General features: G+C 32.6%; 14 protein-coding genes. 6 read left to right on the top strand and 8 right to left on the bottom strand.

All coding sequences use genetic code 11. The annotated features are described in order from the left end of the window. Positions 1 to 58: 58 nt before the first annotated feature. The gene (locus tag HGP29_RS12755; protein ID WP_168882794.1) at positions 59 to 442 is read left to right on the top strand and encodes a hypothetical protein; all 384 of its coding nucleotides are present in this window, start codon (positions 59 to 61) and stop codon (positions 440 to 442) included. A 78-nt stretch (positions 443 to 520) separates the two neighbouring features. Beyond that, complete coding sequence (locus tag HGP29_RS12750) at positions 521 to 961, top strand: hypothetical protein (RefSeq protein WP_168882793.1); 441 nt, start codon at positions 521 to 523, stop codon at positions 959 to 961. Positions 962 to 1,095: 134 nt separating this feature from the next. Here HGP29_RS12750 and HGP29_RS12745 read toward each other — a convergent pair whose 3' ends face one another. Then, entirely contained in the window at positions 1,096 to 1,743 is a 648-nt protein-coding gene (locus HGP29_RS12745; protein ID WP_168882792.1) for a peroxiredoxin family protein, read from the bottom strand. A gap of 239 nt (positions 1,744 to 1,982) precedes the next feature. On the opposite strand from HGP29_RS12745, the gene HGP29_RS12740 reads away from it, so the two are divergent. Continuing rightward, on the top strand, positions 1,983 to 3,077 hold the full coding sequence (locus HGP29_RS12740; protein ID WP_168882791.1) for an AI-2E family transporter: 1,095 nt from the start codon (positions 1,983 to 1,985) through the stop codon (positions 3,075 to 3,077). A 329-nt stretch (positions 3,078 to 3,406) separates the two neighbouring features. Here the strand turns inward: HGP29_RS12740 and HGP29_RS12735 are convergent, their stop codons facing one another. Both HGP29_RS12735 and HGP29_RS12730 read right to left on the bottom strand, forming a co-directional pair. Beyond that, entirely contained in the window at positions 3,407 to 4,267 is an 861-nt protein-coding gene (locus HGP29_RS12735) for a helix-turn-helix domain-containing protein (protein ID WP_168882790.1), read from the bottom strand. A gap of 11 nt (positions 4,268 to 4,278) precedes the next feature. After that, a complete protein-coding gene (locus HGP29_RS12730; protein WP_168882789.1) occupies positions 4,279 to 4,797 on the bottom strand; it encodes an SRPBCC family protein in 519 nt (172 codons plus the stop codon). A 182-nt stretch (positions 4,798 to 4,979) separates the two neighbouring features. Between HGP29_RS12730 and HGP29_RS12725 the strand changes: the two genes are divergently transcribed. Next, positions 4,980 to 6,041, top strand: a complete 1,062-nt coding sequence (locus tag HGP29_RS12725; RefSeq protein WP_168882788.1) for an arginine deiminase family protein — start codon at positions 4,980 to 4,982, stop codon at positions 6,039 to 6,041. 45 nt (positions 6,042 to 6,086) lie between these two features. Here HGP29_RS12725 and HGP29_RS12720 read toward each other — a convergent pair whose 3' ends face one another. The 3 genes from HGP29_RS12720 to HGP29_RS12710 all read right to left on the bottom strand — a co-directional run bounded on the left by HGP29_RS12720 (position 6,087) and on the right by HGP29_RS12710 (position 10,339). Next, positions 6,087 to 6,644, bottom strand: coding sequence for a mechanosensitive ion channel domain-containing protein (locus tag HGP29_RS12720; RefSeq protein ID WP_168882787.1), 558 nt, complete (start codon positions 6,642 to 6,644; stop codon positions 6,087 to 6,089). 84 nt (positions 6,645 to 6,728) lie between these two features. After that, on the bottom strand, positions 6,729 to 8,354 hold the full coding sequence (locus tag HGP29_RS12715; protein WP_168882786.1) for a sulfatase family protein: 1,626 nt from the start codon (positions 8,352 to 8,354) through the stop codon (positions 6,729 to 6,731). A 44-nt stretch (positions 8,355 to 8,398) separates the two neighbouring features. Beyond that, a complete protein-coding gene (locus HGP29_RS12710) occupies positions 8,399 to 10,339 on the bottom strand; it encodes a beta-L-arabinofuranosidase domain-containing protein (RefSeq protein ID WP_168882785.1) in 1,941 nt (646 codons plus the stop codon). Positions 10,340 to 10,474: 135 nt separating this feature from the next. On the opposite strand from HGP29_RS12710, the gene HGP29_RS12705 reads away from it, so the two are divergent. Then, a complete protein-coding gene (locus HGP29_RS12705; RefSeq protein ID WP_168882784.1) occupies positions 10,475 to 11,305 on the top strand; it encodes an AraC family transcriptional regulator in 831 nt (276 codons plus the stop codon). Between the two features lie 115 nt (positions 11,306 to 11,420). Then, positions 11,421 to 12,338 (top strand): cation transporter, encoded by a 918-nt coding sequence (locus tag HGP29_RS12700; RefSeq protein ID WP_168882783.1) that lies wholly within the window; start codon positions 11,421 to 11,423, stop codon positions 12,336 to 12,338. Here the strand turns inward: HGP29_RS12700 and HGP29_RS12695 are convergent, their stop codons facing one another. Together HGP29_RS12695 and HGP29_RS12690 are read right to left on the bottom strand one after the other, a co-directional pair. Then, entirely contained in the window at positions 12,339 to 12,974 is a 636-nt protein-coding gene (locus tag HGP29_RS12695) for a class I SAM-dependent DNA methyltransferase (RefSeq protein ID WP_168882782.1), read from the bottom strand. It abuts the gene before it with no gap. Positions 12,975 to 12,999: 25 nt separating this feature from the next. Further along, positions 13,000 to 15,300 (bottom strand): serine/threonine protein kinase, encoded by a 2,301-nt coding sequence (locus tag HGP29_RS12690; protein WP_168882781.1) that lies wholly within the window; start codon positions 15,298 to 15,300, stop codon positions 13,000 to 13,002. Between the last annotated feature and the right edge of the window lie 7 nt (positions 15,301 to 15,307).

The following is a 15,307-nucleotide window of genomic DNA, read 5'->3' as shown; positions in this document are numbered from 1 at the left end:
AAATAGAGAAACCTAAGTCTCAGCCGAGACAATTTTTTACATATTAATATTACGATAAATGTTACGATCACTATTATCACTTTCAATGATGTTGTTTTTATTTGCAACAGCCATTGGTAATGATGCAATGCATCGAATCGACACTACTAATACCACTTTATTGAGTAATGACAATGGAGTGATTAATCTAAAGAATGAGAAAGGGGAATTAAGATGGGAAACACTTCCTGAATCCTCAATTTCGGTTTTTGTTCTACAAGCAGCTAACACTGTGACTGAATGGGAAAACGTAGAAGAAGTAGAGGCATATCCTTTGTCTAACTTCAAACACAAGTATTCTGTGGATCTTCCAGAACAGCATGGTACTTATCGTTTAAAGATGGTCAATACGAATGGAGAAGTGTCTTACACAACACCAATCAGTATGTTATCAGCTAGATAAGAATAACAATCAAAACATGTTTGTCTACTAATGTAGCCTTCCCCAATAACATGTTTCCAACTACTTTATTATCATATTATGTTACGATCATTAATAATTGTACTGCTATTATTATGTTCATCGTCACTGTATGCCCAAATTAATTTTAAAGGATACGTTATTGGACAAGCACTACCGTCTAATAAGGTTTCTGATACAAATTTATCATTTGGAGGGCAATACGGCCACCTGATTTCAGGTAAAAATGATGAGGGTGTAATTTATAGTTTATCATTTGTACCTGAAAAATCCGGGACGCCTAAACTTCTCACTAAATCTGAAGTACAGAAATTTGTCACTTCTTTGAAACATTACTTTCATGTGAAACTAAGTAGAGAAGCTAGAGGAGAAGATGGAACTTTTACAGGAGTGAATAATGGGTGTAAATTCATTGTTAATTATAAGCATCAACAATTTAATCATGGCTCTTTTTATCACATAGATTTGGTGATATATAATCCAAAGCTAGGAGCCATCTAAAAAAGGAATACCCTAGAAGCAAGGCCTCTAGGGTATTCAACTCTCAAAATGTAATTTTTATCAATGTTTTTGTCCCGAATTGATAACTAATGAGAGTATTACAACTGACTAATACTTAACTGATAAATTTTTTACTATTGAGCCTGTAGTGTAGAAAGAATATCTTTTACACTCATTCGCTCAGTATAGTTAGGGTCATAATGCCTCTTGATAATGGTTCCGTCTTGTGCAATAATATATGTAGCAGGCACTGGTAGTGATGCTCTTTTAATACTATTGGTAACGGTTAAATCATTTTCATATTTTTTTAGCATATCTTGATATCCTTGATTTACATCAAAAGTGACTTTAAAGCCATTCATGATGTCTAGTTTACTGTCTTCAACCATTTCAAAGGTTAACCCTTTCTTTTCTACTAGTTTTGCAAATCGTTCCTGATTTTCAGGAGTTACAGCAACAAAAGTAGCACCTGCAGCTTCAATCATTCCTAAAGAATCTTGTACATTCATTAGATGCTTTGTGCAGTATGGACACCAACTACCTCTAAAGAAGTTAACGACTACTGGTCCTTTTTTTAATGCCTCTTTCAGTTGGTAAGTCTTACCGTCTTGATCCTTTCCTTTAAATAAAAAAGCTTGATCACCTTCCGATAAACCTGGTTGAAGTGTTTCTACAGTTACACCATACTTCTCATAAATCTTTGCCTCTTGAGCAAAAGAACTTACAGATAGTAGGAAAAAAGATAAGATGGATAATAAAGTTAAAATACGTTTGTTGATCATGAGTAATTAAGTTAAAGTCTAATATTTGACTGATAGGTCAAAAATAAAATAATTTTTTTTTATATCCTAATTCAAGATTTAAGAAATTCTATAAAACTTAAAATAGTACATCAATCAGAAGCGATATGTATAATCGAAAAGACAGATACTGAAAGAATTAAAAGAAGAAAAGTCGTTTCTTAAAAGAACAATTATCAAATGATATTTTTTCGTAGCTCTTAATTTTTATTTAGTACAATATGGAAAATTCCTTTAATTATAAAGATATATCCAAAGGCTTATTAGATGCTTTAAAAAAATTGGTATTTATTGGAATAGGGCTTTATATGGTCTATTTATTACAATCAGTACTTATTTATGTATTCACATCAGCAGTAATCGCATTGATTGCTCACCCAGTAAAATCATTCTTTAAGAAAAAACTGAACATGTCTAATACGTTAGCGATGTTCGCAACAATCACGTTATTCTTAATATTAATTTTAGGTTTTCTAAGTTCATTTATCCCATTAATAACTCAAGAAGCAAGAAATTTGAAATTGGTGGAATTAGATAGTTTTGAACAAAATATCATGTCTACATTCAACCAAATTAATGTGGCATTAAAAGAATATGGTATTGACTTATCAGGTTTACATCTTGGTGAGGAAATTATGAAAAAACTTAAAAACTCTCCTCAAATATTTAATGGAATCTTACAAGGAGTTGGTTCTTTTAGTATGGGATTATTCTCAACCATATTTATTAGTTTCTTCTTAATTAAAGAAAGTGATAGCATTATCACCTTTTTTACTTCCTTCGTACCACAAGATTCGAGAACTGGTTTTAAAAGTTCATTGATGAAAATTAAAACGCTTCTTTCAAGGTATTTTATTGGCTTAGCTATTCAGTGCTTCTTATTATTTGTAATGTATATGGTTACATTATTAATTATAGGTGTGAAGAATGCCGCAGTAATTGCATTTATCTGTGCTGTATTAAATATTATTCCTTATGTAGGTCCTGCAATCAGTATCATCATTATGGCAATATTAGCCATGTCAGAACACTTAGATATGGAATTTAAGACAGGAATTCTACCGGAATTAGTGAAAGTGTTTATTGGATATTTCGGAGTTCAATTTATAGATAATAACTTCTCACAACCAATTATTTTCTCAAAAAGTGTCAACTCACATCCATTAGAAATTTTCTTAGTGATTATGGTCTTTGGTATTCTTTTCGGAGTGGTTGGTTTAATTGCAGCTATCCCAGTATATACTGTGATTAAAGTAATCTTAAAGGAATTTTACCCTGAGAACAAATTTGTAAAAGCACTTACAGAAGGAATGTAATTGAAATGTATTAAAGTATATTCATAACCATAAAAACAACATGATAGGGCTGTTTTCGAAAGGAAATAGTCCTATTTTTATTTATGTAGGTTTACTCAAAAAAATATTCTTGTGATGAAAAATTGATTTAATATCTTTAAATAATAATATAATTAAAGTATTGTAATTCATATATTTATACCATCAATCGATGAATTACAGAAAAAGCTATTAATATGTAGAGGATCTTCACCTTTCATATTGGTAGCTTTTATTTTTTATAAAGCAAAAAAACATCTTTCTCAGAAGCTGTGAAAGATGTATATAATTACTACTCGTTGTTTTTTATCTTAATTGAATGCTGCTTGTACTTCAGTTTTCCTATAAAAACTGGGACTGCAATTAAAATGCGAATTGAATGTCTTTGAAAAGTATCCTACATCGTTAAAACCGCAATCATAAGCGATGTCAGAGATTCTATCTTCAGTATTTAGCAGAAGCTGTTTTGCTTTTTCTAGCCTCCTGTTATTAATATATTTTTTTGGACTTATCTTATATATCATTTGAAAACGCCTTTTAAAGGTAGATAAGCTCATGCCAGCAATGTCTGCATAATCTTGAATGCTTAAATCTTCAAAAAGATGTGTATCTATTAATTCTTTAAATTTGTATTCATTTGGGGTGAAAAGATTACTGAAGATCCCTTCTAGGTTGTCAGAATAGTGAGAATTTACTAATAGAAGAAGCAATTCTTTTACCTTAATTTCTACAAGTTCCTCTGTCACTATAGAAGGTTGATTAAAATAAAAGAGAAGACTTTCTATGTAATTCTCAATCATAATAGAAATCTTTATCTTTTCTGCTGAAGAGTGTTTTACACCTTCCTTACCCTTTAGAAAAGAAGGGAGCTGCTGATCAAATATTTTATCTAATATTTCAGGATAAATGTGTACTAACAATGCTTCATTGACTTGATCTTCCTTTTTTTCTTGCCAAGCATTCATATAAGTACTGCATTTTAAAAATAGACTATCAGAGTCATTTAAATCTATGTTTTTTTCGGGAAGAAATAATTTTGAGGTTCCTTTGATAATATGAAGAAAACAAGCTTCATTTACCATATCTGTACTAATTTTGAAAGGGGGACGAAATGCCACTTTTTCTAAGATAACCTTTCCTCCAATATCAAAATGTTCTCTATTGACGATCATAATTGTATAGTTTAAGCGCTAAGTTTATTTTTCTCAAGTTGGACTAACTTTCTAGGATGAGGAGTGTCATTTTCAACAAAATATTGGAAGTCATCCAATAGCTCATCAAACGATTTTGATATACCAACTTTAACTAATGGCGAAATTAATTTCCCTAAAAACTTTAAAGTAATATCACTATCCCATGTTAGTCGAGAAGTATTCAAGTCAATAATATCAATTTTTACCTTCACATGATTTTTTACTACGGGCAACGCACTTGGAGTATTATTGAATGTAACATCAAACTCAAAATGATAGTTATTGGCATTGTAATAGGTGATTTTTTCTATAGCCTGAGGTCCATTAGGCTTAGAAGTAATGTCACAAATTCTTCCACTTACAGGTGCATCTGTTATTGCTTGATGCTCTAACGCTTTTGAGGCTGAAATCTGAGTAAGCCAATTGCCTACATTATGAAAGTCATCTGCGAAAACGGACCAAACTTTATCAGCATTAGCATGTATTGTTATTTCTTTATGGATCTTCATAGTGTTAGAAAGAGTAATGTCTTTAGTAAATCTTATAGTACAAATGTCGGCCTCATTTCGGTTAAGCGTTGGGAATATCGGCTCAATGATTAGAAAGATTAGTCCAAAAAAATATTCAGATGGAATAGGGGTTTTCACTTTATTTTCCCTTCTACTAATGAACATCAAAAGATCTAAGTATTATGAAGAAAATGACTAAGTATATCTATGCGTTCTTATTCTTTGCTGTTGGATTAATGGCATTTAATATTTTAGCTGAAGAATTAAAAGACAGATCCTTTAAGTCAAATACCATTCAAAACAACTATGAGTGGGGAGAATTAAAAGAAGTTGTAATAGGTAGATGGGTACCAGGAACGTTACAATTACCTGCGATTGATATTTCACTAAGAAATCATTTTCCATATATATCTGATAGTGCTTTTCAGTACATGAAAAAGTTTGAGAATAAAAATATAGAAGATGTTTACCCAAAAGATGATCAGGAATATTTCGATGAACAAGAAAAGTTTGTGGAACTAGTAAAATCATTAGGTATAAAAGTGAGACGTCCAGAAGTTATTGAATTTGAAACAATGACGACCACTCAAAATTACTCTAGAGATCCAATCATTACTATAGGTGATAAAATGATTGTTGCCAATATGAATACGGAATCAAGAAGACAAGAAACAGGCAACTATAGAAGAATTCTTCTAGATCTTGCCAAAAAATATGATGGTAATATAGTAAATATGCCACCTTTAAAAGCAGGATACCATAAGGATAACGCTTATTTAGAAGGTGGGGATGTGTTTGTCAATGGAAGAGAAGTATATGTAGGTATATCAGGGAATGCTTCCAATGAGAAAGGTATCGAATGGCTTAGAAAGGAACTAGGACGTGATTACACAGTACATGCAATAAAGTTGAAAAAGCATGTGCTACACTTAGACTGTGCTATGATGTTGATCAACGATCACCAAGGAATTATCTGTTATGATGATTTTGAAAATATTGATTCTTTACCTGAATCACTTAAGTCGTATAAATGGGTGGAAGTTTCTCCTCAGCAAGCTCAAAGAATGGCTACTAATGGTATGGTAGTAGACCCACATACTGTTATTCTGTCAGATGCTTTCCCAGAGGTCAGCAATAGAGTACGAAAGTTGGGGATTAAGGTGTATGAAACTTCGTTTAGAAAAGCCAATTATTTCGGCGGAGGTCTACGTTGTAGTTATCAACCGATTTATCGTAATAATTAGTTGATAAAAAAACCGGTAAGTGTTGGCTTACCGGTTTGCTATATTTTAAATAGACTCTTCGTCAGTCTTATTCTCTTCTGTGGGAATAACAGCTTTCTTTTTTGAAGGCTTTTTCATTTTCTTTATCGGCTTTTGAATGGCCAAGTTATTAGGGTAGGATGTATATACATTATCGGCATCTTTAATACGGATATTGAATAATGTGATATTGACAATCTCACCTTCGATAGAGTTTTCACCCCCATCTTGAATTCTAATATAATCTCCAATTTTGAATGGATAGGCAAAAAACAAGACCAATGATGCTGTAATATTACTAAGCATTGACCATTGAGCAACAAACGCAACAGCAAAGATTGTAAATATAGAGGTGACAAATACAGATAACCCTTTTAAGGATACATCCCAGATAAATAGCATTAGAATAAATCCAAGGATAAAATACAATAACCCGAAGAAGTTTGTTACATATATTTTTCGATGTTCTGAGAAGCCTTTCGTTTCCGTAATTTTCTTTAGGTATTTCGAGGTAATACTTTGAATAATCAAACCAGAAACAATTGTGAAAGCCGAAAGGAGTAATTTTATTTCTAACTGATCCATTATTATTTTAGATAAATACAATACAAATCTAGAACAATTGATCAAATAAAAACCCTACTATTCTAAAAACAGTAGGGATTATAATTATTTTTTTTCTTCAAGTTTTCTGAGCCTTTCTAAATCGGCTTTCAGCATTTGTTGAGTTAAAGCATCTGAATCTAAATATTCTTCTCTTAACTGATCTAACTTTTTATGTAAGGACATCTTAACCGAAGCATACTTAGGACTATTATACACATTGTTCATTTCATTAGGATCTTGATCTAGATCATACAGTTCCCATTCATCAACATCATAATAGAAATGAATAAGTTTGTAACGCTTGGTTTTTATACCATAATGTCTTTTTACACCATGAATACCTGGATATTCATAATAATGGTAATACAAAGCATCTCTCCATTTATCTGTTTTATCTTCAAATAAAGGAAGTAATGATTCTCCTTGCATCTCTTCTGGAATATCAACCCCTGCAGCTTCTAGAAAAGTAGGTGCATAGTCAATATTTTGAACTAATTCCTTATTTACAGCACCCGCTTGTATGTGTTCTGGCCATCTAATCATAAGAGGAGTTCTAAAAGATTGTTCATACATAAATCTTTTATCAAACCAACCATGTTCTCCTAAGTAGAAACCCTGATCTGAAGTATAAACTACAATAGTATTCTCTGATAACCCTGTCTCATCTAAATAGTCTAACAGACGTCCGATATTATCATCTACACTAAGAAGGGTACCAAGGTAATCTTGCATATAGCGTTGATATTTCCATCTCGTAAGGTTCTTGCCTTTGGGATTTATCTTTTGGAAGTTTTTATTAATTGGGCCATAGACTTCTTCCCATTTTTCTTTCTCCTCATCGGTCATACGATCGATGTTTTTATTATAAGCCCAATCGTACCATCCCATAAAAGGAGAGTGGTTCGTTTTGTCTCTTACGTCTGGAGAGATTTTATTGTCATTGGTAAGTCCCATATGATTAGAAATGCGCATTTCTGCTTCTTTTGCAGCTGTTCCTCTTCCTTCATAAGTATCAAAAAGAGTGGTAGGCTCTTTGATTTTTTCATCATGAAATGCATTTAAATGTTCCATTGCAGCCATCCATTCTCTATGAGGGGCTTTGTGGTGAACCATTAACATAAAGGGTTCGTCTTTTCCTTTTTTCTTTTCAAGGTAATCGATGGCTTTGTCAGTGATGATATCAGTAACATAGCCTTCTTCTTGGATCATACCTTTAGGTGTTCTAAAATCAGGTTGGTAGTAATCACCTTGGTCGGGTAATACCTCCCAATGATCAAAACCTTGAGGAGTAGATTTTAAATGCCATTTTCCTATAATTGCAGTCTCGTAACCCGCCTTCTTTAAATACATAGGTAAAGTAACCTGTGTGGTATCAAAAATGTCGAGATTATCTTTAACCGAGTTAAGATGGCTCATTTTACCAGTCAATGTTACAGCTCTACTTGGAGAACAAATCGAATTTGTAACATAAGCTTGATCAAACCGCATACCTTCATTAGCAATTCTATCAATGTTAGGAGTATGGATTAATGTAGAGTCATAGGCACTGATGGCTTGATAGGCATGGTCATCGGACATGATGTAAATAATATTTGGAGGCTGTACATCTTCCATCCCTTTCTTAGGGTTGCCACATGAAAATAGTACACTACCTAATAAGACACTGCTTATTACTTTTTTTAGTTGCATAATGTGCGAGTTCAGTTGATGATAATGATAATGGTTGGGGAAAATTAAAAAACAGATTTTCTTAAGACAGTTGCTCCTAGTGGCAACATAAATTCGTTAACAGTATTTCCGTTTTTATCAGTGAAATTTACTTTTAGTTGAATGCTTTTAAAAGGATCTTCCTCATTCTCTTTTTTGATCACTTCAATTTTAGAATTTTTTACCAATTCAAGAGTTGTTTTTGCATCATTAGTATAGGCAACCTTTTCATCAATGAATTTCTCCGTAGTCCAAGTTTTCACTACTTCAGCTTTACCTTCAAACGGTAAGGCAAATAATAATGGACCGTAGGAAACATAATTTCCTTGTTGTTTATCATTTGAAATCTCCGCTTCAAAGCCCATTGAAATCTCATAAACCTGATCACCAGCGTCTTTTTGGATATTGACATAACCACTTTCATCGACTTTTTGTGATTGACCATTAATAGTAAAATGTTTTGCCCATGTAGGTACTCTTAATGAAAGAGTAAAATCAGAACTTCCATTCACATGTAGATGAATTTTATCACTGGCAGGGTATTCAGTAATTTGTTTTATGACAACATCTTCATTATTTACTTGGGTTGTGAACTGACTTGGACCATATAAATCAACCGCAAGAACATTACCTTGGGTGGAATACATATTTTGGATATAGTAAGGATAGATTCTACCAGCATTTGGGGCACAACATACCGCAATGTCTTTATGAACTGGTGAATACTTATATCTATTTTCTTTAGAGTGTTGATCTTCCTTCGCATTAATGTGTCCACACATAGAATAGGAGTTGTCGCTTTTGCAATAAGCAATAGACGAATGCTCCGGATGTCTAGCTCCTTGAGCAGCATTAAATAATAACCACTCCATTTTATCTCCCCAACGACCATTATGATCATATGCTTTAATTAAGGCATAGCTGTCTAGAAGTTCTTGGAGGGAGCAGTATTCATAACCAGTACTGTCTGCATTGGCATGTCTGCCAAAAACCCATTCGTCTCCAATTGGACCACCACTAATCGAGGTTACCGTCGCTAACTTTTCTAAATATTGCTGATATCCTTGTTTATACTTTTCTTCTTGAGTCGTAAAAGCCAGTAGAGCTAAACTTCTCAAATGTTCGTAGGTATGTACACCATGCCCTTCGAATTGATAATTTTTATCACTCAAGTTTTTGAGTAGAATGTCCTCTTCCGCCATTTGATGAAGATTATAATCATCGAATAAAAATTTTGCAAAGTCGAGATACTTTTGGTCACCTGTGATATCAAATAATTGAACACAGATATCTGTAAAAGTTAAACCATGGCCTACACCTGCAAAAGGTTTATCTGTTTTAAATGGCGTAGAATTACCAATGGGGTACGCTTTCATAGTTACATCTACGGCCTTGATAATAGCATCCAAAACTTTTTGATCATCTGTTGCTTCATAATAAGCTAATAAACCTCTAAATAAAGAGGCTTGTGCCCATAATTCACCATTTTCAGTAGTATGGTCATAACGTAGGTCATCAGCATATACACCGATATATCCATCAGGATCTTGAGTGGCTAGCTTACCTTCAACATAGTTGATGACCTTGTTAATTGATTTTTTATCTTTAGTGAGTAAGGCATGTCTGATAAAACCATCCCACCAATTAGATTGAGTTTCTGAATTCCACCATAGAAACTGCACATTCCATTCACCTTCACTATTTACAGCACCTACATCTTTAGATTTCACTTTTTTTGTCAGTCGGTCTTTACCATAGATATCATCTTCGATAATAAGATCGGGAACCATTTCATCTAAATGCCCCACAAAACCATCCGTTAAATCATGGTGCATTTGCTCGTATATCCAACCTTTTGGTTGTGCATCACCAAATTGTACTTTATTGAAATTGTTTTTTGTTTCTTCCATCTCACTACATGCATTTAAACCTAAGATTATGGCAATAGGTGCTATTACTTTTTTCATATCAGACTTTATTTATTTAGTACTTCAAAAGTACTTTAGGTAGAGGATGAATGCTATGTAGTAATTTTCAATAACTATGCATATATTATCATTAAATAATTTATTTATGGATTATAATTGATAATATTGTCTGATATGAGAGCAAAAAGAGAGTACTTACAACAAAATGATGCTTCTATTGGGGTATATCATATTCAACAGGATTCTTTTGTACCCTATTGGCATTATCATCCAGAAATAGAATTGACCTTAATTAAAAAAGGGCAGGGATTACGATTTATAGGAGATGCTGTAACGACTTTTGAAGAAGGTGATGTGGTTTTGATTGAACCCGACGTACCTCATCAATGGGTTTCTTCTAAGGAGGTTATTGAAGTAGAAGCCATTGTAGTCCATTTTAATCAAGAACATTTTAAGAGTATACCAGAACTCAATCAACTATTAACTTCATTTATTTCAAAGGGAAGTGGTATTTCCTTTCTGAATATTTACCAGAGTATCTCTCCACTTTTCTCCCAGTTGTTGGTTAAGAAAGAGAGTTATCTTAGGCTTACTGATCTTGTGCTTATCTTACATCATTTAAAGTCTGCTGAAAGTGAAGCTATTCCTTATATGTTAAGTAGAGACATCAATCTACAAGGGAATGACCGATTAGATAAAATTCATCAGTATATATTTCAAAAGTATTCATCAACGATTAGAATTGATGAAATAGCTTCAATCGTTAATATGACGAAAACCTCTTTTTGTCGTTGGTTTAAGCATGTCAAGGGAATAAGTTTTATTCATTATCTACATCAATTTAGAATAGAACAAGCCTGTCATCTAATTAAACATTCTGATTTATCGATAAGTGAGATCTGTTATGAAGTTGGTTTTGAAAGTTTGAGCCAATTTAATCGGACTTTTAAACAAATAAAGGAATGCTCTCCGTCAACATTTAGAAAATATATTCATAAAGAATAGATGAGAAACTAATGAAATAACTATTTCAATTAAATGATTGCGACATCTGTATATATTTATGTTTGAAATAGGGAATCTGTAGTATAATTTCCCTTCTCAAAGAAATAACTAAACAATGAATTCATTCCAACAAAATCAATCTGTAGAAGTTAAAACTCTTAGAATAGGAGCAATTGTTAATTTATTAATGGCCATTGGTGGATGGATTGCATATAGCATCACTTCTTCTGAAGCCTTGTTGTTGGATGGAAACTTTTCCTTTATTGCTTGTTTGGTGACAGTCCTTGCAGAGTTTATTTCAAAAGCAAAACATAGAAAAACAGCAACTTTCCCATTTGGGAGTTATGCTTATGAAGCCTTTTTTATTCTATTTAAAGGCATACTTATTTTGGGGATTATAGTCTCTGCCTTGTTTCAGAATTCAATAAAGATTATCGATTACTTGAATGGGGCATCGATTGATATTATCGATACTTCTTCAATCCTTATCTATATTTTATCAATGACAACTCTTTCTGTAGGGATGATGCTTTTTATTTATCTCCAGAATAAAAAAGTGAATGGGAGTAGTGATATTCTAAATGTTGAGTTGCAATCATTGAAAATTGATGCCCTGCTATCTGTTTTTTCTGGTTTAGCACTTATCATATTTTCAATGATTGCTACTGATAGTCCATTTAGCTTTTTACTGTATATCGGAGATTCTATTATTGTCTTACTTATGTGTTTATCAATGATAAATACGCCTTTTCAAATTATCAGAGATGCAGCTATTGAACTAGGCGGAGGAGTAGTTCAACATAAGGAGTATCGAGAAAAAATTGAAACAATTATCTCGGACACTTTACCGGATTTATATCAAGACCATGATCTATTTATTACAAAATTGGGGACTAACTTTTTTGTAGTAGCCTATGTGCAATTAGATCAGGAGATGGTCTTTCTTGATCAAATGAGACAAGTAAAAGATGATGTTCATAAAGAACTCAACCAACATTTTGAATCGGCTAATTTTGAACTTGTTTTTCAGTAATTAAGAAGTAGGGGTTTTTATAAAAACAAATGAAACTAATCGAGGAATTTCATTCTCAGTTTCTCCATCGAACCACTCTTTTAATTCTACCATTTTAAATCCATAACTTTCTGCGTTAGTAATAAACTCAGAAATATGATGGATGTAAACTTCTAATTCTTGTATACCTTCTTCCGTTTCATATCTAGCTTTAGTACCTACGTACTGTTTGAAAGGGTGTAGTTCACTAATAAAAAAGTAGCCATTGTCGATCAGCTTCTTACTTGCTTGATGGAAAATATGGTCTAAATTTTTGATGTGTTCAAGCGTAAGGCTAGAGGTGATCAGGTCAACAGCGTTGTTATCAATTTCCCAGTCATTATTTAAATCAGCTTGTTGAAATCTAACATGGTCAGATTGTACCTTGCTTTTTGCAACTTTCAACATCTCCTCTGAAAAATCAAAACCAACAATGGAATCTGCTTTTTTGATTAGCCATGCCGTATTCTTACCTGTACCACATCCCAATTCTAATACATTGGAGAAAGGGAATCTTGATAATGTTTCAATGGTTGATTTTTGATCTAAATCTCGCGTTCTATTTTTGTTGGTGTCATATTGTTTGGCCCAAACATTATATGCTTTGTCAATACTCATGGGTTATAATAGTTATTTTGATTGATTAATAAACATCATATTTTTTCCACCATTTTTCGGCTTCTTCTTTATGCCAAGGGTAGTTAATAGCTAATTCCTCAAGAATGTCAATCATTTCTTCAACAGATTGAATCCTTTTCTCGGGATCAAAACGAATACACGATAAAAGGAGTTCCTTTAGTTGTTTTGGTACATCCGTTCGATCAATCAACTTATCTCTAAAATTTCCTTGAATCGTATCTTCTCCAGACATGACTTTCTGAGAAATCAGTTCTACTAAAAACTTGCCACTAAGCATATATAAGCCTAAAGCACCAAGAGAATAAATATCAACCCTTGTGTCATTATTATAGGGATCTCTTAACCTCTCTGGTGCCATATACATGGGTGTTCCCCCAATTTTATGCAATTGTGTTTGTTCTTCCTTCTCTAAATCCTTAACAAGTCCAAAATCTAATAATTTTACCTGATCTACAGCTCCTCCTTGTTGTGTAAGTAGGATATTCATCGGTTTTATGTCCCTATGTACAAGATGATGCTGATGTGCTTCTCTAAGACTATAACAAACTTCTTTTAAGACATATATTAAGCGAGAAATTGGGAATGGTTGATGAATTTCTAAGGCTTTTGTTAAAGTAATACCATCAATAAACTCCATAACATAATAGAAGTTTCCTTCTGGAGATGTACCAAAATCATAGACCTTAATTGTGTTTGGATGTTTTAATGAAGAGGTGATTTTTACTTCCTTTTCAAAACGTTGTATAGCTTCTTCGGTAGCTAATTCTTTTTTAAGAACTTTTATTGCAACAGGCATCTTTAATAGTTGGTGTTCTGCTTTATAGACTTCTCCAAAACCACCTTCACCAATTTTGTCAATAATATGGTATTGCCCTAGCTTACCCAATTCTATAATCTTCTTATTGTATTTAATTATAGTGATATTCGAGTGATATAGGAGAAATAAGAGAATGATAATAATAGCATAAAGTACCCCAAAGAGTAGATCTATTTTAGAAAGAAACTCCATAGCATCCTTTTCATCAATTTCTGAAATAAGACCTATTCCTAAATCATTTAACCACATATATGCTCCTATTACTTCTACACCTCGGTAATCTTTGTATACATGATTAATCTGACCAGTGGAAGGCTGTGATTTATTTTCCAAGTAATCACTTATTGCTAGAAGAGGGGCAGTGAAATTCCAATTATTCTTATTGTCTTTTGGAACTTCACCTTGCATAAGATTTACTCCTGGGTTTTGTACATATATATAGTAGATACTAGTAATTGTCTCTAAGGTATCTAAGGATAACACTTGGCTAATTTCTTTTGTAAACCTACTTTCGGAAATCATTCTTCCTTTTTCATCTATAGCATAAAGCTGTGATGAAGCCCCGTATTGACTGGGCTTAAATAGATTAGAAAATTCATTTTGCGCCCAAGTAGCATAGTATAAAAAGGAAATAATTTCGCCATTGTTACCATAAATTGGTGCCACTACACCACAATCTGAATATTGGTAGATGGACTCACCATTGTATAAAATATCATCATTATGAATGGGCTTAAAAAATATCGTTTCACCCTTTTTTAACCTTAAATGATAATCATAGAACTCTTTGGTAAGTTGAGTTTTATTGATAAATGACAATGAAGAGTCTGTTGAACTGAATGTATTTAAAATGATTTTAGGGGTATTCTTATCAATTATACCGAAGTCTTCAACCTTGAGAACCCTAGCAATTTCTTTTAGTCTAACAGATAACGGAAGAAGTAATTTGTCTTTTTGTTTTTCTGGGATATTTAAATGTCCAATACTATCCAATTGAAGTGCAACTTCTCTAATCGCTTTGGATGAGGCGTACAAATCAATTTTCTCTTTTTCATTATTTATCCAGTCATATAATATTGTTGCATTGGCATTTAATAATGCTGTTCTATCTTCTAAAACATTGGAGAAAATGCTATTATAAACCCCTTTTCGGATAAAAACACCTAAAATTGAAAGTGCTATTAAAACAGTGATAATTAATAATAAGCGGCCATTTTTTTTGGATAATGCAAAGTTGCTCACTCGTGTTAAAATCTCTGTTTTTTCTAATAAAGATTTTACTGGTACAACAACCCTTTGTTGACTTTTTTTATTTTCCTTTTTTTGGTGAGGAATAACCGTGAATTCCTGATATAGAGAAAGTACTTCCTGCTCTAATAAAGTATTTCCTTTACATTGTTCTGTAATCAATTGTAAAGCTTCTTCTTTAGGAAGATCAATTACTTTTGCTAGAATGTCAGAAGCTTGTTCATGTAAATTTTTATCCATTAATAAG

The sequence above is a fragment of the Flammeovirga agarivorans genome, from assembly GCF_012641475.1.
Classification (GTDB): Bacteria; Bacteroidota; Bacteroidia; order Cytophagales; family Flammeovirgaceae; genus Flammeovirga; species Flammeovirga agarivorans.
The sequence above is the reverse complement of the archived record's forward strand: the minus strand, read 5'-3'. Positions and strand labels throughout refer to the sequence as shown.